This window comes from Flavobacterium sp. (assembly GCF_044376915.1).
Classification (GTDB): Bacteria; Bacteroidota; Bacteroidia; order Flavobacteriales; family Flavobacteriaceae; genus Flavobacterium.
In genome coordinates this window covers 19,314-42,411 of the sequence record NZ_JBILKB010000009.1, presented here as the reverse complement: position 1 = coordinate 42,411, position 23,098 = coordinate 19,314, and the positions used below count along the sequence as shown (strand labels likewise).

Here is a 23,098-nt window from a genome sequence, read left to right as displayed (position 1 = left end):
CAAAAGTGATTGCAGAACACAAACAAAGAAAGAAAAATAAGCCGCTTTTTTTCAAAATATGAATTTTATTATTTAAAAAAGTAAGATTCAAAGGTAGTAGAATTTTGTAAACTATCGGTCACGACAATCTTTAAATCATTTCTTCCTGAAACGCAAATGCCATCGTCTAAATTGTGCAGCAGCTTATTTGTTTTATAATCATATTCTAATAAAATCCATTTTCCATTCAAATACCCCTTATATGAAGCAATATCAGAATGCAAATCGGTGGCACAAACACTTATTGTTTTTTGCTCTTTCAACGTTTTACCTTCCACAAAATTTACATTATAAATACGAGGTGGTGTAGTATCTTGTGCTAGCTTATAAGTACCCAAAGTTTTAATTTTGGTAGAAAAAGTATTCCCTTTGCGTGTAGTTTTATTAAATTCCAATTTATATCCTTCCAATGTAGCAATATAGGTTTTGCTCAATTGCTCTTCATTTAATCCGGTAACCTCATTAAAGGTCAGTGTAATGTTTTTGTGAACAGGAACACTATCATCGTGAAGTGTTACCACATCACCATTGACATCAAAATTCATATAAAAATTAGCATAAAAAGCATTTTCTGGCACATAAACCGATACTTTATTTTTTTCAAAAATAGATTCTGTTTTGGCTTTTACAAAAAAGGGTGTTTTTTGTATTGTTTTTTTTATAGAAGGCACCTGAGATCCATATTCGATAGGAATAATTAGTTCTATCTTATTTTGATGAAAATCATACAATTCTACACGATAAGTATAATTGGCATTGGGAACAATTTTTAATGTCCCGTCTTTATTATTACCGGCTACAATTGAAAGCGGATAATTGTTCAACTCAAATAATTTTTGAACACGTTGTCCCATATCATGAAAACGTTCGTAATCGATGAAATTATTAATATAACGCGATTCGTCAAAAGCAAATGTATCAAATCCATATTGATATTGTAACACCCCATTGAGGTAAGCTTTAACTTTATACAATCCGTTTTTGTTATAGGCATTGGTACAATAATCATAAGCATTGATACCAAAAGCAATTCTTCCATTCGCCTTTACTTTAGTGCAAAGGTACGTACCATCGGATTGCTTATTGAATGAAATATTGATGGGTTTTTGTGCATTATTTACCAACGTAGAATCGAGTGGATATACCACAACACCTTGGATAATGGGCTTTCGTTCGTCCTTAATTATTTTTTTAAATCCAAAATGCAAAGGATTAATAATTTGCTCCGATTTGGTATCTCTAAATTCAAAATGCAAATGCGGCGCTCCACTCCCCCCTGTATTCCCTGTAAAAGCAATGATTTCGCCTTTTTTAACCGGTAAATCTGCAGGATAAAAATACATTTCCACTTCAAACGAGCGCTCTTGATACTGCTTCTTTTTAATGACCTCTTGAATCGCACCGTTAGCATTTTGCAAATGGCCATATACAGAGGTATACCCATTGGGATGGGTAATATAGAGTGCTTTTCCGTAACCAAAGGGAGAGATTTTTATTCGAGAAACGTAACCGTCAGCGGTCGCATATACGGGTAATCCCTCTTTACCAGCAGTTTTAAAATCCAATCCCGAATGAAAATGATTACTTCGCAATTCACCGAAAGATCCGGAAATATCTAAGGGTATGGCTAGGGGCGACTGAAAGGCATCTTGGGGATAATTTTCTTGACTGAAAACAAAAAAAGGAACTAATAAAAAGGCTAATACAAATTTCATAACGCTGCAGTTTAGTGCTAAAATAGTAAAAAAAAATAAGTTTGCCACAAAAAGTAGTTAGGTAAAAACAATCGACTAATTGTCAATTACTTAGTGCAAAATAAAATTTAATTACAAAATTTAACAAAAACTGTTGCTATTTTTGAATACTAATGCTAACTTTGTGACTTATTGAAATGAATTTCATCGTTAATGAATGGATTATCCGAATTAATTGATTCTCTAGAAGTTAAGTTTTTCAAGCTCAATCAAAAGTTGATTCAGTTGGAAAAGAAAAACTCAGAATTACAAGAAGAATTGTTGCTTTCAAAAAAAGTGCAACAGCAACAGGCAGTTGACCTAACTTCTTTTCAAAATCAATTGGATACCCTTAAAATGGTGAATTCGTTATTAGGCAGTGAAGAAAATAAACGAGAAACAAAACTCAAAATAAATTCATTAATTCGAGAAATCGATTATTGCATAGCCCAACTTTCTGATTAGAAAGCATATGAGTGAGAAACTAAAAATTAAAATATCAATTGCTGACCGCGTATATCCATTAACAGTGGAACCCTCGCAAGAAGAAGGCCTTAGAAGTGCTTCTAAAAAAATTGATGCCATGATTAAACAGTTCGAGCAAAGCTATGCCGTAAGAGACAAACAGGATGTTTTAGCCATGTGTGCGTTACAATTTGCTGCACAAGTGGAACAAAAACAAATTACAACTTCTCAAACTAGTGAAACCGCTATGGTTAGATTGCAAAATCTAGATAAAAAACTGAGTGAGTTACTTGCAAAATAAATACGTTCTTACAACATAAATACGATACTGCCTACATTAGTATATATTTGATAAACTCAACACTAAGAATTTAAACGAGTGAATCTTTGCAACTATAACAGGCCCTTTAGTGGGAAGTTTGAACTGCGAGTTAGCTTAAATCTTGTATAACCGAGTTTATACAAACAGCTAATGTAGGCTTTTTTATATAATTTTTTTTTAAACATACCATGGATATAGTAAGTATAGTTATAGGGTTAGCGGCAGGTCTTGGAGGCGGTTTTGGCGGAGCAAAATTTTTAGAAAGAAGCAATGTTTCTAATCTAATTAAAAACGCTAAAAAGGAAGCAAGCTCTATTTTAAAGGATGCTAAAGTTGAAGCTGAAGCGACTAAAAAAGAGAAAATTCTTCAAGCAAAAGAACGCTTTTTAGAATTAAAAGCAGAACACGAACAAGTAATACTTGCGCGCGACAAAAAAACAGCTGAAGCCGAAAAAAGAACCCGAGATAAAGAATCTCAAATTTCGAACGAATTGGCAAAAGCAAAAAAAATAAACGACGATGCAGAAGCTAAAATCACAGAATACACCACAAAAATTGAGATTTTAGAAAAGAAACAACAAGAAATTGATCGTTTACACAAAAGCCAAGTAGAACAATTGGAAACCATATCAGGTTTATCAGCTGAAGAAGCTAAAAACCAATTGGTGGAAAGTTTAAAAGCAGAAGCAAAAACAAGTGCCATGTCGTTCATTCAAGATACGGTTGAAGAAGCCAAAATGACGGCGCATCAAGAAGCAAAAAAAGTAATCATCAGCACAATACAACGTGTAGGAACCGAAGAAGCAGTAGAAAACTGTGTATCGGTATTCAATATTGAATCGGATGATGTTAAAGGTCGTATTATTGGTCGTGAAGGTCGAAACATTAGAGCCTTAGAAGCAGCAACAGGTGTTGAAATCATAGTAGACGACACTCCAGAAGCCATTATTCTTTCTTGTTTTGATCCTGTTCGAAGAGAAATCGCACGATTGGCTTTACATAAGTTAGTAACCGACGGACGTATTCACCCAGCACGTATTGAAGAAGTTGTGGCTAAAACTGCCAAACAAATCGATGAAGAAATTATCGAAACCGGAAAACGTACGGTTATTGATTTGGGAATTCATGGACTTCATCCTGAATTGATTAAGGTCGTAGGTCGAATGAAATACCGTTCATCATACGGTCAAAACTTATTACAACACTCTAGAGAGGTCGCAAAGTTGTGTGGTATTATGGCCGCTGAATTAGGCTTAAATGTTAAACTAGCCAAAAGAGCTGGATTGTTACACGATATTGGAAAAGTACCCGATACTGAAAGTGAATTGCCTCACGCTATTTTAGGGATGCAATGGGCTGAAAAATACGGTGAAAAAGAAGAAGTTTGTAATGCCATTGGAGCACACCACGATGAAATCGAAATGAAATCATTAATCTCTCCTATTATCCAAGTTTGTGATGCGATTTCTGGTGCAAGACCTGGCGCAAGACGTCAAGTATTAGACTCTTACATCCAACGTTTGAAAGATTTAGAAGATATTGCCTTTGGATTCAACGGAGTTAAAAATGCCTACGCTATTCAAGCCGGTAGAGAATTACGTGTGATTGTTGAAAGTGAAAAAGTATCTGATGATGCTGCTTCCAACTTATCGTTTGAAATTTCTCAAAAAATCCAAACTGAAATGACCTATCCAGGCCAAGTAAAAATTACGGTAATTCGTGAAACAAGAGCTGTAAATATCGCTAAGTAACAGACTAATATTTATCAATAAATAAAAAATCGTATTATTCATTTAATACGATTTTTTTTATTTCCTCGGATGGTAATTGTGCAATACTTCCGACAAGAATTTTCGATCCAAGTGCATATAAACTTCTGTAGTTGTAATTGACTCATGCCCTAACATCATTTGAATGGAACGCAAATCAGCACCATTTTCAAGTAAATGAGTCGCAAAAGAATGCCGAAAGGTATGCGGACTAATTGTTTTGTTCAAATTGATTTTTAATGCCAAATCTTTTATTATGGTAAATATCATGGCACGCGTTAATTGTTTTCCTCTACGATTCAAAAACAACGTATCTTCAAAACTTTTTTGAACAGGCAAATGCACACGAATTTGATTTACATATAAAGCAATCAATTTAATCGTTGTTTTTCCTACGGGAACGAAGCGTTGTTTATTACCTTTTCCTGTAATTTTGATAAATCCTTCTTCAAAAAATAAATCGGACAATTTGAGTGTTATCAATTCCGATACCCGAAGACCACAACTGTATAATGTTTCAAGCATGGCTTTGTTGCGCTCCCCTTCTGGAGTGGATAAATCTATGGCCAGAATTAACGCATCAATTTCATCGGTAGCGAGTGTATCTGGTAATTTTCGACCGGTCTTTGGCACTTCTATTAATTCGAGGGGTGTATCGTTTCTGTAGTCTTCAAAAATGAGGTAACTGAAAAAACTCTTGAGGCCAGAAATTAAACGCGACTGACTTCGTGGATTTACCTGAGACGCCATTTCATAAATAAACTGTTGGATAACCTCTTCTGAAATTTGGATGGGCGAACAGTCGATTTCTTTTTGGATTAAAAACAACACCAACTTTTCAACATCGAATGTATAATTGGCAATGGTATTTTGAGACAAACCACGTTCCAACTTTAAATAATTTTGATATTCTTTGATATAGGAGGCCCAGGTTTTCATATTTCAAATATAAAGAAAATAGCAGAAAAAAAAATCCCGCTATAAGCGAGATTTTTTAATTATTTTAGTTACAAATTAGAATTTGTAATTAAATCCAAAGTTTAATGTGTTTAAAGATGAACCATCAAAAGAGATACCTTTATATCCTGCAAAAATCTCAAATTTTTCAGTTTGATATCCTAATTTAGGTTGATACATCATACCACTTTCAATTCCGCTTGGAGCTAAACCAACAGCGTAACCTAAATCAGCACCTGCAAAAATACTCTCAGAAAATGAATATTGTGCAGTTGCAGCTACAGGCATGAATGAAGCAGCATCACCACCACTTTTAGCATTATACATACTGTAACCAGTTGTTACACCTACAGCAAATTCATCAGAAACCGCCCAAGTATAAGCAATATCCAATCCTAAGTTTGTAGAATAAAAATCCTTGTAATCTCCCATAGGCATACCTAAGTTAACACCCGCTTTAAAACCACCGTCTTGAGCATTTGATGCTCCAAAGGCCATAACTGCAATAGCAGCAAATAAAACTTTTTTCATGATTATAATTTTTAAAGTTAATAATAACAAATTTATAGATTATTTTTGAAGTTATCAACATAGTTAAATAAGTTATTAACAAGTTTTCAACATATTCATCAAACTTCTGTTATTAAAAAAAGTCTTATTTTTCAGTAGTTTATATGAATTGTAAAAAATAAGTTATTAACAAACTACAACCTTGTAGTTGTACCTATATTGTGTAAAAAAACAGCAATTTATATAAGAAACTACATTCTATCTACTCTATTTCACACTCCAATTCGCCAAACTTTTATTAAAAAAACGGCTTTACTTACTCCTTTTTTCTAATTTTACAAAAACCAAATTAATTTGTAAAAGATCATCTTTTTAACCCAACATTACAACTATGAAATTACTCATTATTAATGGCCCTAACTTAAATCTATTAGGAACACGAGAAACGGATGTCTATGGGACAGAAACTTTTGAATCCTATTTTGAGAAACTTTGCACTCAATTTCCTGCTATCGAATTAAGTTATTACCAAAGCAACATAGAAGGTGAACTTATTTCGAAAATTCAGGAGGTTGGATTTAGTTATTCAGGTATTATTTTGAATGCGGGTGCTTATACACATACTTCTATAGGTATCGCCGATGCAATTAAAGCCATAACCACACCTGTAGTAGAAGTACACATATCAAATACCTTTTCCAGAGAAACCTTTAGACACCAATCTTTTATTTCGCCACACGCAAAAGGAGTTATTATTGGTTTTGGCCTTAAAAGTTATGTATTAGCCGTTCAATCTTTTTAATTTCATACAACCTTTTATTATTTATTATCGTCTATAACAATAAACCATTTATGCAAAAAATCTTACTTACCCTTACGCTATGTTATTCCTTAATTTCCTTTGCTCAAATAAAAGGCACGGTGAAAGATGAAAACGGAAAACCCTTACCTTATGTAAATATTTTTATCGAAAACACATACATTGGAACCACTACGAACGAACTGGGAAACTACGAACTCAATAGCAAAGACCAAAAAAACATACCCCTCATATTTCAACATTTAGGTTTCAAAACACAAAAGCACATTATTGCAAACACAAATATTCCTTATCAACTGGACATTATTTTATTGGAAGAAAATTATGAATTAAAAGAATTGGTCATCAATACTTCAGAAAATCCAACCAACGAAATCATTAAAAATGCTATTACAGCGCGAAAAAAGAACGCTGCCAAAACCGATAAATTTGAAGCTTATTTTTATTCAAGAGGAATTTTTAGGGTCAAAGATATTCCCAAAAAATTCATGGGAATTGAAATTGGAGATTTTGACGGAAACCTTGATTCAACGAGAAGTGGTATCATTTACCAATCGGAAACCGTTTCCAAAATAAAATTTGAAAAACCAAACAACTTAAAAGAAGAGATAATCGCTTCAAAAATAGCAGGAAACGATAATGGTTTCAGTTATAATACAGCATTAAACACAAATTACGATTTCTATGAAAATTATGTAAACTTTGGCATCAACATGGTGTCTCCTATAGCAAATAATGCCTTTAATTACTATAAATACAAATTAGAAAGCACTTTTTTAGATGAAAAAAGCCAGCTAATCAATAAAATTAAAGTCACCCCAAGACGTGATAAAGAGCCAGTTTTTGAAGGCTATATATACATAGTAGAAAATTCTTGGGCTATATACGGAATAGATTTAGACATCAAAGGATATCGTATGCAAGAGCCTATCATGGAGAACATGAAATTAACACAAAATTTTAGCTATAATGCTACAACAAAAATATGGGCAAAAAATATCCAATCCATAGACTTTAGTGCCGGAATTTTTGGTATGAAATTCACCGGAAAATTTACTCATGTATTTAGCAATTACCAATTCAAAGATGCCTTTGACAAAAAAACCTTTGGAAAAGAACTCGTTACTTTTGCTGAAAACGCAAACAAAAAAGAAATCAATTTTTGGGATACGGCCCGACCGGTGCCCTTAACATCAGAAGAAGTTAAAAACTACATACAGAAAGACAGCGTACAAACCATTCGGAAATCTAAAACTTACTTGGATTCAATTGACGCAAAAAACAATCGTTTTGAATTAGAAAAAATACTTTTGGGCTATACGTATAAAAATAGTTATAAAAAATGGAGCTTAAATTACCAAGGCATTTCAAATTTAGAATCATTCGGATTTAATACGGTTCAAGGATACAATTTAGATAGTGGTTTTTCGTATCGAAAATGGAACGATGAAACCGGAAAATACACCTATATTAGCTCGATTTTTAATTATGGCCTTTCAGAAAACAGACTCCGAGTAAAAGGCAATTACTTCCATCGTTTTAACAACCACAACAATGCTTACTTGTCAATTTCAGGGGGGAGTAGTATCAATCAATTTAACGGGGCAGAACCTATTAGCAGTATTGTGAATACTGTAAGTACATTGTTCTTTACGAATAACTTTATGAAGTTATATAACAAGGAATTTGCAGATGTTAATTATGGAAGGGAGGTAGCAAACGGTTTATTTATATCAGGCAAACTGATTTATGAAAATCGACGAGCTCTACTCAATACAACAGAATATACGCTCATAAAAAGTGACGATTTATATACTTCAAATGACCCATTACAACCTTTGAATTTTACGTCAACACCTTTCAATCCTCATCATATTTTCAAATTTCAATTGGGCACTAGAATTCATTTTGGGCAAAAATATATTTCCCGTCCCGACGGAAAAATCAACATTCAAAATGACAACTATCCGGTAATTAGTTTGAACTATGAAAAAGCATTTGGTACTACTCACAAAAACTATCGATATGACTTAATAAACGCGGTTGTAGACTATTCAAAAACAATAGGAAATAAAGGTGATTTTGAATTGCGAATTAAAGCGGGTAAATTCTTTGGTGCTAAAAATATTGCTTTCGTAGACTTTAAACACTTTAACGGTAATCTGACACATGTTAACATCATGAACAATTCATTAAATGCTTTCAATTTACTACCTTATTATAGTCATTCTACAAATGATGCCTATATTGAAACGCATATAGAGCATAATTTTAAAGGATACATCATGAATAAAATTCCGTTGTTGAACAAGTTACAGTGGAATTTAATTGGTGGTTTTCACCAAATAAATATTCCAAATTCCAAACCTTACCAAGAACTAACTATTGGCTTTGACAATATTGGTTGGGGTAAATTTAGAATGTTACGTATTGATTATGTTCGAAGTTACCAAAATGGTTTTCAAGGAGATGGCGTAATGTTTGGCTTGAAATTGTAAGACTAAAAAAGCACCTCAATGAGGTGCTTTTTTATTTTAAAAATACATCATATCCAAAACGAAGTAATGCAATTCCAACTACAATTAAAAAGAAAATTCGAATAAATCCGTTACCTTTTGAAATAGCTAACCGGGCGCCCAACCAAGATCCCGTTACATTGCTTAGCGCCATGGGAATAGCTATTGTCCATATGATTTTTCCTTTCAGGACAAATAAAGTAATGGAACCAAAATTAGTGGCCAAATTAACAAGTTTTGCATACATATTGGCTTGTAAAAAATCAAACCCTAAGATGGCAATAAATGCCATTATCAACAAACTTCCGGTTCCAGGACCAATAAATCCGTCGTAAAACCCTAAAAAAACACAAATAACAATACCGTAAATGTATGTTTGCTTTTGCGTTAATTTTTCGATTTGAAACTGTCCAAAATCTTTTTTGAAATAGGTATACAATAGCAACAAAATCAAAATGAAAAAAAGCAACGGTTTCATGAAATCATTTTGCATAATATTGAGCAAACTTGAACCCAAAAAAGCAAATCCAAACGACACAAAAGCCATAATTAAAAACAAGCTCCAATTTACTTTTGTTGTTTTTAAATACTGATACGCCGCCATACTTGTTCCACTAAATCCGGGGATTTTCAGAGTTCCTATAACAGATGCAATACTAATATTGGGCAAAAGTACTATGGCTATGGGCGTTTGAATTAAGCCACCACCTCCTACAATTGCATCAACAAAACCGGCTACAAATGAGGCAAGGCAAAGAAAAATAATGATATAGGTTTCCATTCTCCGTATTCAGTGATCTTAGTTTTACGTGTTCGACACTACAATTGGATTACGACAAACGCATTACCAAACACTGCACACTGATTTATACTCTTACAATATCGGCACCAATGGCTCGAAGACGTTCGTCTATGCGCTCATAACCTCTATCGATTTGCTCAATGTTTTGAATTGTACTTGTACCTTTAGCCGTTAATGCGGCAATAAGAAGTGAAATACCAGCACGAATATCTGGAGAACTCATAGATGTTGCTTTAAGTTGCGATTGAAAATTATGCCCCATGACTACCGCTCTGTGCGGATCACATAACATAATTTTTGCCCCCATATCAATTAACTTATCGACAAAGAACAAACGACTTTCAAACATTTTTTGGTGAATCAATACGTCACCGTGAGCTTGCGTACAAACGACAAGCACTATACTAAGCAGATCAGGTGTAAATCCAGGCCAAGGTGCATCAGCAATCGTAAGAATCGATCCGTCGATATCGGTCTTAATTTCATAGCCGTCTTTATGAGCCGGAATATAAATATCATCTCCTTTACGTTCTAATGTAATTCCTAATTTGCGGAACACATTTGGAATTTGCCCTAGATTATCCCAACTCACATTTTTGATGGTAATTTCGCTTCGCGTCATTGCAGCTAATCCGATCCAAGATCCAATTTCAACCATATCAGGTAAAATACGGTGCTCGCAACCGCCTAATTGGGTTACACCTTCAATAGTTAGTAAATTTGAACCCACCCCAGTGATCTTAGCGCCCATGGAGTTCAACATTTTACACAATTGTTGTAAATAGGGCTCACAAGCTGCATTGTATATGGTAGTAGTTCCTTCAGCTAAGACAGCTGCCATTACTATGTTTGCGGTTCCGGTTACAGAAGCCTCGTCTAAAAGCATGTAGGTTCCTTTTAATCTACCGTCTATTTCTACACCATAAAAATGGTCTTCTCTTTCATATCTAAAAGTAGCCCCTAAATTAATAAAACCCTCAAAATGAGTATCCAAACGTCTTCTTCCAATTTTATCTCCTCCAGGTTTTGGAATATAACCACAACCAAAACGAGCCAATAGCGGCCCCACAATCATGATCGAACCTCGCAAACTTCCACCTTCTTTTTTGAACGCTTCGGTTTTTAAATAATCTACATTGACTTCATCAGCCTGAAAAGTATAATCACCAGGACCATTTTTCTGAATTTTTACGCCTAAATTTCCGAGTAACGTAATCAATTTATTTACATCAATAATGTCTGGTATATTCGTTACACGAACCCTTTCCGAGGTTAGTAATACTGGGCATAAAACTTGTAAAGCTTCATTTTTAGCACCTTGAGGAGTAATTTCTCCTTTTAACGATTTACCCCCTTCAATTTTAAATGTTCCCATGCTGATTAACTATTTTTTTTGAATGTGTTTTTATTATTTTTATTGAGATGATTTTTACCGTTGGTATTCTTTTTTAGAATCCCGGGTTTGTTTGCCGTAAATTGTGTTTTATTGGATACTTTTTTATTAACTTTCATCAAATCTTGCGTGTTTGAAAGCTCTTCATTTGATTTGGAAAGGTTTAATTTACCGCCCGAAAGTTCCATCAAATGCTCAAAAATTACCTCATCAGTTACAGTGTCTTTATTCCAACTCAAGTAACATTTTTTCATATGGTTGGCAATAACCAAAACCAAAGCGTTTTTCAATTCACTATCATCCCAGCTATTTGCTACATCAATCATATATTTGATGTTATTCCCATAAAAGCGGTATTTAGGAAAATTTTGTGGATAATTTAGTCTATCGGGTTTTTGGGTTAATATGTCTTTAGAAGGAATCGGATAAGGCGAATCTACATCTAAATTAAAATCGGACATAATAAACAACTGATCCCATAATTTGTGCTGAAAATCGAGAACATCTCTCAAATGTGGGTTCAAAGATCCCATCACCGAAATTATATATCTTGCTGCTTTGTTTCGCTCTTCTCGATCTTCAATTGCAGTCGCCTGATCGATTAATTTTTGCAAATGTCTTCCATATTCTGGAATAATCAAATGGCTGCGTTGTGAATTGTATTCTAAATAACTTACTTCTTCTATCATAATTTTATAATGAAATAATGCCCTCTATGTCCGAAACAGCAATATATTTATCGATAACACTTTGTGCGCTTGGCATGGTCACACTAATCGAAACACTGGTAAATTTACCTGTTTTAGATTGTTGGGTAGTAATAACTGCGCCCATGTCGTTAAATTCGGATTCGATTTTCGCAATACCCGAATTGGATGAAGGTAAAATAAATTTATACAAATACTCTGAAGGCCAAAGTGTTGAGTTTGACAGTTCTTCTTTTAATCTACTATAGAAATCTTCTGTTTTCTTGTCCATCATCTTCATCGATATTAAAAAGCAAATATACTTTTTTATGTTCAGAATTATATTGTTACCACTTATAAAATTTAAAAGTTGATTAGATTTTTAAAAAAACTTACTTTTGTGCCTTATATTTCAGTTTATGAATAAAGAAATAGTGGTATTAATTGGCGGCCCAAGTTCGGGAAAAACAACCTTAATTGAAGCACTCAAAATAAAAGGACATACTTGCTATCCTGAAATTTCACGAGAAGTAATCAAAGAAGCGCAAGAACAAGGGATCGAACAATTGTTTCTTGAAAATCCGTTACTGTTTAGTGAGCTTCTCTTGGAAGGAAGAAAAAAACAATTTCTATCGGCACAAAATGAAACCGCATCTGTAGTCTTTCTCGACCGAGGAATCCCGGATGTTTTGGCCTACATGAACTACATTGGCGATGCCTATCCTGCCTTTTTCGATCAAGCATGCAAAGATCACCTGTACAGCAAAATATTTGTGCTTCCGCCTTGGAAGGAAATCTATATAAGCGATGCCGAACGCTATGAAAACTACGAACAGGCAGTACTTATTCATGAGCATTTGGTGGAAACCTATGAAAAATATGGGTATTCTATTGTTGATGTACCAAAAGATACAGTAGAAAATCGTGTTGATTTTATCCTAAATCGTCTTGCCAAATAAAACTTTTCGTACTTTAGTGTTTCTAAATGCCTATTTCACATGTCTGAACCCTTACAACTGCTTCAAAAATATTGGAAACACGACCGTTTTAGAACGCCACAAGAAGCCATAATTCAGTCGGTTCTCGAAGGGAAAGACACCTTTGCTTTATTGCCTACTGGTGGTGGAAAATCGGTTTGTTTTCAAATTCCAGCGCTGGTATTGGACGGAATATGTTTGGTCGTATCTCCCTTAGTTGCACTTATGAAAGACCAAGTGCAAAATTTACAACAGAAAAACATAAAAGCCATTGCCCTAACCGGGGGCATTTCACAAGACGAAGTGATTGATTTACTGGACAATTGCCAATTTGGAAATTACAAATTTCTATACCTTTCACCAGAACGCCTCCAACACGATTGGATTGTTGATCGATTAAAACAACTGCCCATCAATTTAATTGCGATAGACGAAGCGCACTGTGTAAGCCAATGGGGCCATGATTTTAGACCCGCCTATTTAAAAATTTCCGCTTTAAAAACTTCATTTCCCAAAACGCCTTTTTTAGCGCTAACTGCTACTGCAACAAAGCGCGTTCAAGACGATATTTGCCAACATTTAGCACTAAATGATCCCGCCTTTTTTACCAAATCATTTGCGCGTGAAAACTTGGCCTATCATGTTATTGTTACTGAAGATAAAAATTATAAGATCCAACAAATTCTTTCAAAAAACCCGCAATCAGCCATAATTTATGTGCGCAACAGAAGATCGTGTATTGAAACCGCACAACACCTTAATCAGTTGGGCTTTACAAGCACTTATTATCATGGAGGTCTTCCGCACAAAGAGAAGGAAAAGAACATGAAGTTATGGCTCAACAACGAGGCACAAGTCATCGTAGCCACAAATGCCTTTGGTATGGGCATCGACAAACCTGATGTGAAAACAGTGATTCATATTCAGTTGCCCGAAAATATTGAAAACTATTATCAAGAAGTGGGTAGAGCGGGAAGAAATGGCGAAAAAGCATTTGGAATAGTACTCACCAATGCTACCGATATTGAATGGACTAAAAATCAATTTCTTGCCACCTTACCCGACAAAAAATTTGTTAGAGATGTATATGTAAAACTGAATAATTACTTTCAGATCGCTTACGGAGAAGGATTTAATGAAAGTTTTGTCTTTAATTTGAATCAGTTTTGCGTGCAGTACCAATTTCCAACGCTTAAAACGTTTGCGAGTTTGCAATTTTTGGACCGTCAAGGTTTACTCACGTATCAAAATGAATCTTCCGAAAAAATGAGCCTCCAATTTATTATTTCGAGTAAAGAAGTGCTCCGATATTGTAGTCTGCACCCAGAAGACGAACCGATAATCACTTCAATTCTAAGAACATACTCCGGAATTTTTGATGTAGAAACTGCGGTAAATCCTACCTTAATTGCAAAAAAAACCTCTTGTTCAGATGCCATGGTTGAGAAAGTGATTCATCAACTTGCCGCAAGCAATTGCATCCTATTACATGCAAAAAGCAACGATAGCACGCTAACTTTTAATGAAGTACGAGAAGATGATTTAACAATCAATAGAATTGCAAAATTTTTAACCCATCAAAACCAGCTCAAGCAAGACCAATTTCAAAGCGTTTTGCACTACATTTCAGATACAAGTCAATGTAAAAACAAGTTACTTTTGGCTTATTTTGAAGAAAAGGTTGCAGAAAACTGTGGGATGTGTTCGTTTTGCATGAAATCCAAAGAAAATAATCCAAAAGAAACTACTGCATTAATTGAACATGTATTAAAAGAAGCCCCTTTGACTTCCAGAGAAATTGAAGAAAGACTGCAAATTTCCTCGGAAGCCATTATCTTTGCCCTACAATTATTATTAGAACAACACAAAGTTGCGATCAATTCGTACAATCAATATTACATACTGCATGGAAAAACTTAGAATTGTATTCATGGGCACCCCAGATTTTGCCGTTGGGATTTTAGACACCATTTACAACAGTAATTACGAAATTGTAGGTGTCATTACCGCTCCTGATAAACCTGCTGGTCGAGGTCAAAAGGTAAGCATTAGTGCGGTTAAAGAATATGCTCTTTCCAAAAAGTTGCACCTGTTGCAACCTACAAATTTAAAATCCCCCGATTTTTTGTTGGAATTAGAAGGTTTACAAGCCAATCTACAAGTAGTTGTAGCCTTTAGAATGCTCCCTGAAGTCGTTTGGAAAATGCCAAATTTGGGTACTTTTAATTTACATGCGTCTTTGCTGCCAGAATATAGGGGTGCCGCTCCTATCAATTGGGCCATAATTAATGGAGAAACCCAAACAGGTGTAACCACATTTTTTATCGATGATAAAATAGACACTGGTGCCATGATTTTACGCAAAGAAATTCCAATTGGAGCCGATGAAACGGCAGGTGAACTGCATGATCGTCTCATGCTACTTGGTAGTGAAGCAGTGATTGAAACATTGGCTTTAATTGAAAACCAAAAAGCAGTGACCACTATACAAGTCGAAAATCCAGATGTAAAAACAGCCTACAAACTCAACAAAAACAATTGTAAAATTGATTGGACCCAACCAGGAAGCACCATTAAAAATTTAATTCGCGGTTTATCACCTTATCCAGCCGCTTGGACTATTATCAAAGATGGAGACCAAGAGTGGCATGTTAAATTATATGCTGTTATGTTTGAATCCAACTCAGAAAGCAAAGCTGTTGGTTCAATTTATACTACTAAAAAAGAAATTGTAATCGTCACAAATGATGGATTACTCAAAGTGTCCCAACTTCAATTTCCTGGGAAGAAAAAAATGCTTGCACACGAATTGTTGAATGGGCACTCTTTTTCTGAAAATGCAATAGCCCTCTAAGCCTTATAAACACTAGAAAAAAGACTAAAAAAAAAGCTAAAATCATTAAGGTTATTAACATTTACCCTATTTTATCAACATTTTAGTCAAAATTTAATAAGAATACTTGCGTAGGTCAATTATACAGCTAAATTTGCTATCAAATAATTAAGTTTAACCAATTATAAATAACTTTATCATGAACAAATCAGAATTAATCGATGCAATGGCAGCTTCTGCTGGTATTACAAAAGCAGCTGCTAAATTAGCTTTAGAATCATTTTTAAGCAATGTTGAAGGAACTTTAAACAAAGGTGGAAGAGTTTCTTTAGTAGGTTTCGGATCTTGGTCAGTTTCTAAAAGAGCTGCTAGAGATGGAAGAAATCCTCAAACAGGAAAAACTATCAAAATTGCTGCTAAAAATGTAGTAAAATTCAAAGCTGGTGCTGAATTAGACGGAGCAGTAAACAAAAAATAATATTTTTTGATTATAACAGCAGAAGTCCCGATAGTATCGGGACTTCTTTTTTTTTCATCCTTTTGAATTTCTCATGTTATTTTGATAACTTTATAACATAAATTTTCAGCTTATGAAATCGATCACACTACAAAAAGGGCAGTTATTAATTGCTGAACCTTCATTATTAGGCGATTTTTCATTCAATCGTTCGGTACTTTTACTGACCGAACACAATGCTGTAGAAGGTTCTATCGGTTTTATCTTAAACAAACCGCTTCAATATTCCATTCATGATTTGATAGACGATATTGATGCATCCTTTGAAATTTATAATGGCGGACCTGTTGAACAAGATAATTTATATTTCATCCATACCATTCCAGCAATTATTCCCAACAGTATCGAAATTTCCAATGGAATCTATTGGGGTGGTGATTTTGAAGTGACCAAACAATTGATCAATGATAAGAAGATTTCAAAAGAACACATCCGGTTCTTTTTAGGCTATACTGGTTGGGGTGTTGATCAACTACAGGTAGAATTACAAGAAAAGGCCTGGATTGTAACAGAAAATACACTCAAAGACCAATTGCTATCCAAATCAAGCCATCATTTTTGGAAAGAAAAAATCATGGAACAAGGCGGCGAATATGTATTGTTTTCAAATGCACCTGAAAACCCTACACTCAATTGAGTTGCAAACTTTCATTTAGGCGTTTTACTAGTTCTCTCGAAAAATCTAGTCCATAGTTTTTCTTACGATATTGGGTAATCGGTTGAATACCAGAAATAACATTGGTAAGAAATAATTCATCTGCTTTTTGTAAATCAAAAGGTGAAATAACCTCTTCTCTTACTTCATATCCTTCCAGTTTTGAAAGTAAGGCAAGAACTTGTTTGCGCATGATACCATTGATACATCCTTGAGAAATGGGCGGGGTACTAATAACATTCCCCATTTTCATGAAAATGTTATTTTGCAAAGCTTCAACAATATTCTTTTCTTCGTTGAGTACCAAACAATTATCATAACTGTTCTCTTTTGCAAAAACAGATCCCACAACATGCAAGAGCTTATTGTTGGTTTTTAAGGTAGAAAGCAATTGTGTTGAAACGTGAAAATCTTTGTACAATTCGACTTCGTATACTTCTTTTTCTATTATATATTTTGCTATTTCAATGGGCATCGCCGTTACAACAAACGCTACTTCATTAGAAAGAGGCGCATAAAAACCACCTCCGGTTCTAAAAACAGAAAAACGTACGCGAAAGGCAGCGGATGCAGGAAACACCTCAATCAATTGGAGAATTTGTGCTTCAACATATTCCATAGTTAAAAGCATCGGAATCTCCATTCGACAAATACGCATGGTAGCCATGAGTCTAAAATAATGATCTTCAAGATACAATACTTGATTGTTAACCACTTTGATTGTTTCAAAAACGGCATCACCTACTAAAAATCCACGATTGGATTCCACGAAAACCGCACTATTTTCCTGAATAGTTCCGTTATAATTTACCATAAAAAAATCCCGATTAAATCGGGACAAATATACTTCAATAAAATGAATTTTAAACAGAACCTAAGACATGTTTTAAATCAGAAATTTGGTTTTCCCAAAGTAATTTTGACTCTTCCAATTCGTCTTCATAAGCAAAATCGGTTATCATGATTGAAACATCTTTTGTAATTTCGTCTTCCATGATTTTCAATTCGAAAAAATAATCGGTTTCACTATCACTATCATCCATCCACTTGAATTTAATGCGCTCGCCTGATTTTTTGGAAGCCAACCTCGCTTTTTCTTCCGAATCATTCCAAATGAATGTAAAATATTCGCCTCTTGAATTTACATTATCAGCAAACCACTCCGAAAGCCCCGAAGGAGTAGATATATATTGATACAATAATTGTGGCGAAGACTGTATTGGGAATTCTAATTCGTATTTTACTTTTACACTCATGGGACAGATTTTAATGAGCGAAATATATAGAGAATTTATTGAAAATACAAAAAAAGATTTTAATTTATTTGCAAAATAATATTTGCAAAGAATATAAATAGTTTTATATTTGCACCCGCATTCAAATAGGATGTTAGACCACTTTTGGCGAGGTAGCTCAGTTGGTTAGAGCGCAGGATTCATAACCCTGAGGTCACGGGTTCAACTCCCGTCCTCGCTACAGAGACAAACCCTTAACATTTAATATGTTAAGGGTTTTTTTTATTAAAAAAAACCTGCTATTAACCTACTTTGGAGTAAGGAAAAGAGTAAGGAACATTCTTTTTTTTATTAAAAAATTAATATAGAAAATACATTTTAATATTTTGTGAAATATTACCTTTGTATCCGATTTGAAAAAGATACTTGTCATATTACTCACTTTACTCGTTTTTATTCAACCTTTAAGCAAGGTATGGATTTTTGTATCTTTCAAAATAAACCAAGATTATATCGCAAAAAACCTTTGTGAAAACCGTGCTAAACCAATACTAAAATGTAATGGTAAGTGTCAGTTGATGAAAAAACTGAAACAAGCAGACAAAGACGAAGAAAAGCAAACACCGCAGACAATTAAAGAAAAATTAGAGGTGTTGTATTGTCACAATCAGGCAAATTTTAATGTTTCCCAAAAATTTGATTTTGAAGTCAAAAAACAATCGTTTTTTGGTTATAAATTTCAAGATTATTCATCGTATCAATCTACTATTTTTCGTCCTCCAATATTCAATTTGATTTAAAGCAATTCTTTGGTGAACCAAAGTAATTTTACCACTTGCGTAAAGCAATGTGGCTTATTTGGTATGGCATACACTTATCCAAATAGGCATTGTTAATATTAAATCAAATAAATACTAAAATGAATATTAGAGGAATGATTTCGGCAATAGGAATATTGCTAACGAGTAGTGCTGTCTATTCACAAACAACCATAGACACCACAAAAACAAAACAATTAGAGGAAGTTATAGTAACGGCTAATAAAAGAGAGGAAAGTATTATTAAAGTAAACACTTCTATTACATCTCTCTCTTCAAAAAAATTAGAAGACACTAGAACTTGGGGTTTAAGCGGACTTACTGCTTTAGTACCAAATTACAACTACCAAGAGTTAGGGGTTTCATTTCAGCAAATTCAATCTATTCGTGGGATTCAAGTGTTTAGTGAAAATCCTGCAGTTTCTACTTACATTGATGATGTAAACAATATTGATATTTTAGCAAATGGTTTTGCGTTTACTGATATTGAAAGAATTGAAATATTGAGAGGACCACAAGGAACTTTATATGGTAGAAATGCAATGGGTGGAGTAGTGAATATCATTACTAAAAAACCTACCAACCAAACGAATAGTTTTGCTGAAACAAGCTTTGGGAATCTTGGCTTACAACGCTATAGCACAGGTATTAAAACTCCTATTATTAAAGATAAATTATATTTTGGTTTAAATGGTTTGTACCAAACTCAAGATGGATTCTTAAAAAACAACATCTCAGGTACTTCTGCAACAGATACCAATCTTAACGGGAAATCCGTTGGAGGAGAAAAAAATCTGTATGGAAATATGTTTTTAAAATGGTTAGTAAACAATCGTTTTCATCTTACTTTAAACTTAAAAGGTCAACAGGACAAGAGTAATAATTCAGGATTTATGGTTTCTCAATTTAGCGATACCTATGCATTTGCAAATCCTGATGTAATTAATTTATCAAGAATTCAAAGTCACGAACGCAATATTTTAAACACTTCATTAGTAGCTAAATATAATGCTGATAAATTCACAATTACCTCAATTTCTGCTTTACAAACCATTTCTTTTGGATTTAAAGATTTAGATTTCCCAGGAATTTATCATTCTTATTATGACGGAAAAATTGGTGAATTACTTCCTCCTCAAAAAGTATGGAGTCAAGAGTTGAGAATTAATTCTCATTCAGACAGTAAGTTTCAATACACGGCGGGTGTTTATGCATTTACTCAGAAAGGTTATGAGCCTACAACAAATACCGCTTATGAATTATCGGATGCAGAAGCAGCAGCTTTTAGTTTACCAAGTGGTACTTATTTAATCAACAGAAATAGAAGTAACAACTCTGGACTTGCTGGTTTTGGAGAAATGAGCTACCAGTTAACAAACAAATTAAAAGCCACCGTAGGTTTGCGTTATGATTATGAAAAGCGTGAAGCAACCTTTAATGGATTTGGTGATGCAATGCTTTTTAATGGTGTAGTAACAGACATCAACCCTAACATCACTGCAGATGGAAATTATTCTGCAATTTCACCTAAATTTTCGGTGAATTATTCAGTAAATGAGCTTTCAAATATTTACGCAACCTATACAAGAGGATTTAGAGCTGGTGGTATTAATGCAAGTTCTTTACCTGCAGGAGTAAGACAAACATTTGACCCAGAATATTCGAATAATTACGAAATTGGTTATAAATCTTTCTTGTTAGATAAAAAACTTAGCATTGGAGCTTCTGCCTTTTTAATTCAGTGGAAAGATTTACAATTTTATAATTTGGTAGCTCCATTTACTTATGCAAGAGAAAATGTTGGCGATGCGCAATCTATGGGAATAGAATTAGAAGTTTCTGCTTTACCAGCAAAAGGACTACAATTAGACGGTAGTTTCGGATTTAACCCAACGGAATACAAAGGATTTGATTTGAAACGCGTTAACTTTGGTACCGGAGTAGAATCTACAACAGCCATTGGTGGTAATAAACTTTCTAATGCACCAACTCATACCCTATTTTTGGGCGCACAATATGAATATTCGATTAACCAAAAGTTAAAAGCAATTGTTCGTGGTGAAATTCGTAATTTAGGAAAACAATATACTGATATTCAAAACCAAATTGAACAACCTTCTTATACACTTCTTAACTCAAGAATTGGTTTAACTTACGGCAAATACAGTTTGTTTATTTGGGGACAAAATCTTACTAATGAAAGGTATTTAGCTTACGGAAACCCTGACAGTAGTTTTGGTCGTCAATCTCGAATGGCACAACCAAGAACATTTGGTTTAACATTGAGTGCAAAATTTTAATTAATCATTAAGCCAAAGGTTATATCCCTTTGGCTTAATTAAATTTGAGACATATGAAATCGACAATAAAAATTTCAACTTTAGTACTTTTACTTATTATTTCTGGAATAAGTTTTGGACAAAAAACAAATCCCGATAGTTTAGTTATCGGAACTGCTGACAAGCACGAAAAAATGATGGACATTCTTTATACTCCAACAAAAGTTCCTATCAAAAAAATCGGTATTTTATTATATGATGGCTACAATACTTTGGATGCAATGGGACCTTATCATACATTGGCTGAAATTATGGGTGCTAAGACCTATTTTATTGCAAAAAATAGAGGAATGGTAAAAAACCAAAGAGGTTTAGAAATAAAAGTAGATAGCTCGTTTGCAGATGTGAAGTCCTTAGATATTTTGGTGATACCTGGCGGTGCAACTGAAACAATAATGCTAACTCAAGACACTGAAACAATCAATTGGATTAAGCAAATTGACAAGACAACCAAATACACAACGAGTGTATGTACGGGCGCTTGGGTTTTGGGTGCAACTGGATTGTTACAAGGAAAAAATGTTACTTCAAATTGGTATAGAGGTGAAGAAATGATGAAAATGTATGGTGCAAATTTTAAAGAGGAGCGTTATGTAAATGACGGGAAATATTGGACTTCAGCAGGAGTTTCTGCTGGTATAGATATGTCGTTGGCAATTATAGATGACTTATTAGGTAGAAAATATACTGAAGCAGTTATGTTAGATTTAGAATACGACCCTAAGCCACCATACAACGCAGGAACACCAAAAAAATCAGACCCATTAGTTGCGGATATGATGAAAGAGATGTATGATATGTTAATGTTGCCTTTAATTGAAAAAGTAAAAGCAAAGAAATAAACAAACTTAAATTTTATATCCATTCTGGAGTAAGGAAACGGAGTAAGGAATTATAAAAAAAGACGCAATAAACGCTTGATATTACTGTGTAAATTAAAGGGGGACACAGGATGAAAAATTTTCATAACCCTGAGGTCACGGGTTCAACTCCCGTCCTCGCTACAGAATTTATCAAATATTAAAAACGGATTATACATAGTAATCCGTTTTTTTTTATGACTTGTAATTCAATTTAAAATAAACGCTTCTTAACAGTTTGCTAAAATTTTAGCGATTAATGTATAAATAGTTACATTTACAATAAAACCATGAAATTACTATTTTTACTACTTCTGTTTCCAATATCCATGAATGAAGGTTTACTTTTTGATTTTAATAAAAACACCAATGCTAAAGAATGGCAAATCTTAGATGATACTGTTATGGGCGGACGTTCGTATGGTAAATTCAAAATTGATGACCAAGGGAATGGCCTTTTTTATGGCGATGTTTCTACTGCAAATAATGGCGGATTTTCATCCGTTCGCTACCAATTGAAGCGAAAGAACATTAGCAACTTCACAAAAGTTGCCATTCGATTAAAAGGAGATGGTAAAGCCTACCAATTTCGAATTAAAGCGGATAAGAACGCTTACTTTTCATACATTACAACTTTTAAAACGACTGGAGAATGGGAAACTGTCCTACTCGATTTAAATGATTTATATCCTTCTTTTAGAGGACAAACCTTAGACCTTCCAAATTTTAATAAAGAGACGATAGAAGAACTAGTGTTTTTAATCGGAAACAAGAAAAATGAATCGTTTGAACTCCTCATCGATACTATTGAATTGGTAAAATAAATTACCGAAAACAATAAAATATATCTAC

The 23,098-nt window shown here is 34.0% G+C and carries 23 protein-coding genes and 1 tRNA gene; 15 read left to right on the top strand and 9 right to left on the bottom strand.

Annotated features, from left to right (window positions below; translation table 11 throughout):
• Positions 1-68: 68 nt before the first annotated feature.
• Positions 69-1,754 carry a M23 family metallopeptidase gene (locus ACIQ6Z_RS01980; protein ID WP_396209257.1) on the bottom strand — a complete coding sequence of 562 codons (1,686 nt, stop codon included), beginning with the start codon at positions 1,752-1,754 and terminating at the stop codon, positions 69-71.
• 192 nt (positions 1,755-1,946) lie between these two features.
• Between ACIQ6Z_RS01980 and ACIQ6Z_RS01975 the strand changes: the two genes are divergently transcribed.
• From ACIQ6Z_RS01975 to rny, 3 genes are all read left to right on the top strand, one after another.
• Positions 1,947-2,237, top strand: coding sequence for a hypothetical protein (locus ACIQ6Z_RS01975; protein ID WP_396197158.1), 291 nt, complete (start codon positions 1,947-1,949; stop codon positions 2,235-2,237).
• A 7-nt stretch (positions 2,238-2,244) separates the two neighbouring features.
• The gene (locus tag ACIQ6Z_RS01970; RefSeq protein WP_396197157.1) at positions 2,245-2,538 is read left to right on the top strand and encodes a cell division protein ZapA; all 294 of its coding nucleotides are present in this window, start codon (positions 2,245-2,247) and stop codon (positions 2,536-2,538) included.
• Positions 2,539-2,747: 209 nt separating this feature from the next.
• Positions 2,748-4,310: a ribonuclease Y gene (gene rny, locus ACIQ6Z_RS01965; RefSeq protein WP_396209256.1), complete on the top strand. Its 1,563-nt coding sequence runs from the start codon at positions 2,748-2,750 to the stop codon at positions 4,308-4,310.
• Positions 4,311-4,367: 57 nt separating this feature from the next.
• On the opposite strand, the gene xerA is transcribed toward rny, so the two are convergent.
• Together xerA and ACIQ6Z_RS01955 are read right to left on the bottom strand one after the other, a co-directional pair.
• Entirely contained in the window at positions 4,368-5,267 is a 900-nt protein-coding gene (gene xerA / locus ACIQ6Z_RS01960; RefSeq protein ID WP_396209255.1) for a site-specific tyrosine recombinase/integron integrase, read from the bottom strand.
• Between the two features lie 75 nt (positions 5,268-5,342).
• Entirely contained in the window at positions 5,343-5,816 is a 474-nt protein-coding gene (locus ACIQ6Z_RS01955; RefSeq protein ID WP_396209254.1) for a hypothetical protein, read from the bottom strand.
• A gap of 370 nt (positions 5,817-6,186) precedes the next feature.
• On the opposite strand from ACIQ6Z_RS01955, the gene ACIQ6Z_RS01950 reads away from it, so the two are divergent.
• Together ACIQ6Z_RS01950 and ACIQ6Z_RS01945 are read left to right on the top strand one after the other, a co-directional pair.
• Positions 6,187-6,597, top strand: a complete 411-nt coding sequence (locus tag ACIQ6Z_RS01950) for a type II 3-dehydroquinate dehydratase (RefSeq protein ID WP_396209253.1) — start codon at positions 6,187-6,189, stop codon at positions 6,595-6,597.
• 50 nt (positions 6,598-6,647) lie between these two features.
• Positions 6,648-9,113, top strand: coding sequence for a DUF5686 and carboxypeptidase regulatory-like domain-containing protein (locus ACIQ6Z_RS01945; RefSeq protein ID WP_396209252.1), 2,466 nt, complete (start codon positions 6,648-6,650; stop codon positions 9,111-9,113).
• A gap of 31 nt (positions 9,114-9,144) precedes the next feature.
• Here ACIQ6Z_RS01945 and ACIQ6Z_RS01940 read toward each other — a convergent pair whose 3' ends face one another.
• From ACIQ6Z_RS01940 to ACIQ6Z_RS01925, 4 genes are all read right to left on the bottom strand, one after another.
• Positions 9,145-9,912, bottom strand: coding sequence for a sulfite exporter TauE/SafE family protein (locus tag ACIQ6Z_RS01940; protein ID WP_396209251.1), 768 nt, complete (start codon positions 9,910-9,912; stop codon positions 9,145-9,147).
• Positions 9,913-9,997: 85 nt separating this feature from the next.
• Positions 9,998-11,308, bottom strand: a complete 1,311-nt coding sequence (murA, locus tag ACIQ6Z_RS01935; protein WP_396209250.1) for a UDP-N-acetylglucosamine 1-carboxyvinyltransferase — start codon at positions 11,306-11,308, stop codon at positions 9,998-10,000.
• Positions 11,309-11,313: 5 nt separating this feature from the next.
• Positions 11,314-12,015 carry a DUF4290 domain-containing protein gene (locus ACIQ6Z_RS01930; protein WP_396209249.1) on the bottom strand — a complete coding sequence of 234 codons (702 nt, stop codon included), beginning with the start codon at positions 12,013-12,015 and terminating at the stop codon, positions 11,314-11,316.
• A gap of 4 nt (positions 12,016-12,019) precedes the next feature.
• Positions 12,020-12,304 carry a DUF493 family protein gene (locus ACIQ6Z_RS01925; protein ID WP_396209258.1) on the bottom strand — a complete coding sequence of 95 codons (285 nt, stop codon included), beginning with the start codon at positions 12,302-12,304 and terminating at the stop codon, positions 12,020-12,022.
• Positions 12,305-12,431: 127 nt separating this feature from the next.
• On the opposite strand from ACIQ6Z_RS01925, the gene ACIQ6Z_RS01920 reads away from it, so the two are divergent.
• The 5 genes from ACIQ6Z_RS01920 (at position 12,432) to ACIQ6Z_RS01900 (ending at position 16,976) form a co-directional block, all read left to right on the top strand.
• Entirely contained in the window at positions 12,432-12,971 is a 540-nt protein-coding gene (locus ACIQ6Z_RS01920) for an AAA family ATPase (protein ID WP_396209248.1), read from the top strand.
• A gap of 39 nt (positions 12,972-13,010) precedes the next feature.
• Positions 13,011-14,909: an ATP-dependent DNA helicase RecQ gene (locus tag ACIQ6Z_RS01915; protein ID WP_396209247.1), complete on the top strand. Its 1,899-nt coding sequence runs from the start codon at positions 13,011-13,013 to the stop codon at positions 14,907-14,909.
• Positions 14,896-15,843 (top strand): methionyl-tRNA formyltransferase, encoded by a 948-nt coding sequence (fmt, locus tag ACIQ6Z_RS01910; RefSeq protein WP_396209246.1) that lies wholly within the window; start codon positions 14,896-14,898, stop codon positions 15,841-15,843. The genes ACIQ6Z_RS01915 and fmt overlap by 14 nt, the downstream gene beginning before the upstream one ends.
• 178 nt (positions 15,844-16,021) lie before the next feature.
• A complete protein-coding gene (locus ACIQ6Z_RS01905; protein WP_396161425.1) occupies positions 16,022-16,300 on the top strand; it encodes an HU family DNA-binding protein in 279 nt (92 codons plus the stop codon).
• 112 nt (positions 16,301-16,412) lie between these two features.
• Positions 16,413-16,976: a YqgE/AlgH family protein gene (locus ACIQ6Z_RS01900; RefSeq protein WP_396209245.1), complete on the top strand. Its 564-nt coding sequence runs from the start codon at positions 16,413-16,415 to the stop codon at positions 16,974-16,976.
• Here the strand turns inward: ACIQ6Z_RS01900 and ACIQ6Z_RS01895 are convergent.
• The gene (locus tag ACIQ6Z_RS01895; RefSeq protein WP_396209244.1) at positions 16,969-17,808 is read right to left on the bottom strand and encodes an aminotransferase class IV; all 840 of its coding nucleotides are present in this window, start codon (positions 17,806-17,808) and stop codon (positions 16,969-16,971) included. The two genes, ACIQ6Z_RS01900 and ACIQ6Z_RS01895, sit on opposite strands and share 8 nt — an antisense overlap.
• Before the next feature lie 49 nt (positions 17,809-17,857).
• Positions 17,858-18,250: an START-like domain-containing protein gene (locus tag ACIQ6Z_RS01890; RefSeq protein ID WP_396209243.1), complete on the bottom strand. Its 393-nt coding sequence runs from the start codon at positions 18,248-18,250 to the stop codon at positions 17,858-17,860.
• Positions 18,251-18,396: 146 nt separating this feature from the next.
• On the opposite strand from ACIQ6Z_RS01890, the gene ACIQ6Z_RS01885 reads away from it, so the two are divergent.
• The 5 genes from ACIQ6Z_RS01885 to ACIQ6Z_RS01865 all read left to right on the top strand — a co-directional run bounded on the left by ACIQ6Z_RS01885 (position 18,397) and on the right by ACIQ6Z_RS01865 (position 23,070).
• Positions 18,397-18,470: transfer RNA gene (locus ACIQ6Z_RS01885), tRNA-Met, on the top strand.
• 337 nt (positions 18,471-18,807) lie between these two features.
• Complete coding sequence (locus ACIQ6Z_RS01880) at positions 18,808-19,029, top strand: hypothetical protein (protein ID WP_396209242.1); 222 nt, start codon at positions 18,808-18,810, stop codon at positions 19,027-19,029.
• 119 nt (positions 19,030-19,148) lie between these two features.
• Positions 19,149-21,347 (top strand): TonB-dependent receptor, encoded by a 2,199-nt coding sequence (locus ACIQ6Z_RS01875; protein ID WP_396209241.1) that lies wholly within the window; start codon positions 19,149-19,151, stop codon positions 21,345-21,347.
• A gap of 53 nt (positions 21,348-21,400) precedes the next feature.
• Positions 21,401-22,228: a DJ-1/PfpI family protein gene (locus ACIQ6Z_RS01870; protein WP_396209240.1), complete on the top strand. Its 828-nt coding sequence runs from the start codon at positions 21,401-21,403 to the stop codon at positions 22,226-22,228.
• Between the two features lie 308 nt (positions 22,229-22,536).
• Positions 22,537-23,070, top strand: coding sequence for a CIA30 family protein (locus ACIQ6Z_RS01865; protein WP_396209239.1), 534 nt, complete (start codon positions 22,537-22,539; stop codon positions 23,068-23,070).
• Positions 23,071-23,098: the final 28 nt, after the last annotated feature.

Coding starts and splice junctions, on each gene's coding strand:
- ACIQ6Z_RS01865 (WP_396209239.1), top strand. CDS start 22,537: ATGAAATTACTATTTTTACTACTTCTGTTTCCAATATCCATGAATGAA.
- ACIQ6Z_RS01930 (WP_396209249.1), bottom strand. CDS start 12,015: ATGATAGAAGAAGTAAGTTATTTAGAATACAATTCACAACGCAGCCAT.
- ACIQ6Z_RS01905 (WP_396161425.1), top strand. CDS start 16,022: ATGAACAAATCAGAATTAATCGATGCAATGGCAGCTTCTGCTGGTATT.
- ACIQ6Z_RS01975 (WP_396197158.1), top strand. CDS start 1,947: ATGAATGGATTATCCGAATTAATTGATTCTCTAGAAGTTAAGTTTTTC.
- fmt (WP_396209246.1), top strand. CDS start 14,896: ATGGAAAAACTTAGAATTGTATTCATGGGCACCCCAGATTTTGCCGTT.
- xerA (WP_396209255.1), bottom strand. CDS start 5,267: ATGAAAACCTGGGCCTCCTATATCAAAGAATATCAAAATTATTTAAAG.
- ACIQ6Z_RS01925 (WP_396209258.1), bottom strand. CDS start 12,304: ATGGACAAGAAAACAGAAGATTTCTATAGTAGATTAAAAGAAGAACTG.
- ACIQ6Z_RS01900 (WP_396209245.1), top strand. CDS start 16,413: ATGAAATCGATCACACTACAAAAAGGGCAGTTATTAATTGCTGAACCT.
- rny (WP_396209256.1), top strand. CDS start 2,748: ATGGATATAGTAAGTATAGTTATAGGGTTAGCGGCAGGTCTTGGAGGC.
- ACIQ6Z_RS01970 (WP_396197157.1), top strand. CDS start 2,245: ATGAGTGAGAAACTAAAAATTAAAATATCAATTGCTGACCGCGTATAT.
- ACIQ6Z_RS01920 (WP_396209248.1), top strand. CDS start 12,432: ATGAATAAAGAAATAGTGGTATTAATTGGCGGCCCAAGTTCGGGAAAA.
- ACIQ6Z_RS01955 (WP_396209254.1), bottom strand. CDS start 5,816: ATGAAAAAAGTTTTATTTGCTGCTATTGCAGTTATGGCCTTTGGAGCA.
- ACIQ6Z_RS01890 (WP_396209243.1), bottom strand. CDS start 18,250: ATGAGTGTAAAAGTAAAATACGAATTAGAATTCCCAATACAGTCTTCG.
- ACIQ6Z_RS01880 (WP_396209242.1), top strand. CDS start 18,808: ATGAAAAAACTGAAACAAGCAGACAAAGACGAAGAAAAGCAAACACCG.
- ACIQ6Z_RS01945 (WP_396209252.1), top strand. CDS start 6,648: ATGCAAAAAATCTTACTTACCCTTACGCTATGTTATTCCTTAATTTCC.
- ACIQ6Z_RS01950 (WP_396209253.1), top strand. CDS start 6,187: ATGAAATTACTCATTATTAATGGCCCTAACTTAAATCTATTAGGAACA.
- ACIQ6Z_RS01895 (WP_396209244.1), bottom strand. CDS start 17,808: ATGGTAAATTATAACGGAACTATTCAGGAAAATAGTGCGGTTTTCGTG.
- ACIQ6Z_RS01875 (WP_396209241.1), top strand. CDS start 19,149: ATGAATATTAGAGGAATGATTTCGGCAATAGGAATATTGCTAACGAGT.
- ACIQ6Z_RS01940 (WP_396209251.1), bottom strand. CDS start 9,912: ATGGAAACCTATATCATTATTTTTCTTTGCCTTGCCTCATTTGTAGCC.
- ACIQ6Z_RS01980 (WP_396209257.1), bottom strand. CDS start 1,754: ATGAAATTTGTATTAGCCTTTTTATTAGTTCCTTTTTTTGTTTTCAGT.
- murA (WP_396209250.1), bottom strand. CDS start 11,308: ATGGGAACATTTAAAATTGAAGGGGGTAAATCGTTAAAAGGAGAAATT.
- ACIQ6Z_RS01915 (WP_396209247.1), top strand. CDS start 13,011: ATGTCTGAACCCTTACAACTGCTTCAAAAATATTGGAAACACGACCGT.
- ACIQ6Z_RS01870 (WP_396209240.1), top strand. CDS start 21,401: ATGAAATCGACAATAAAAATTTCAACTTTAGTACTTTTACTTATTATT.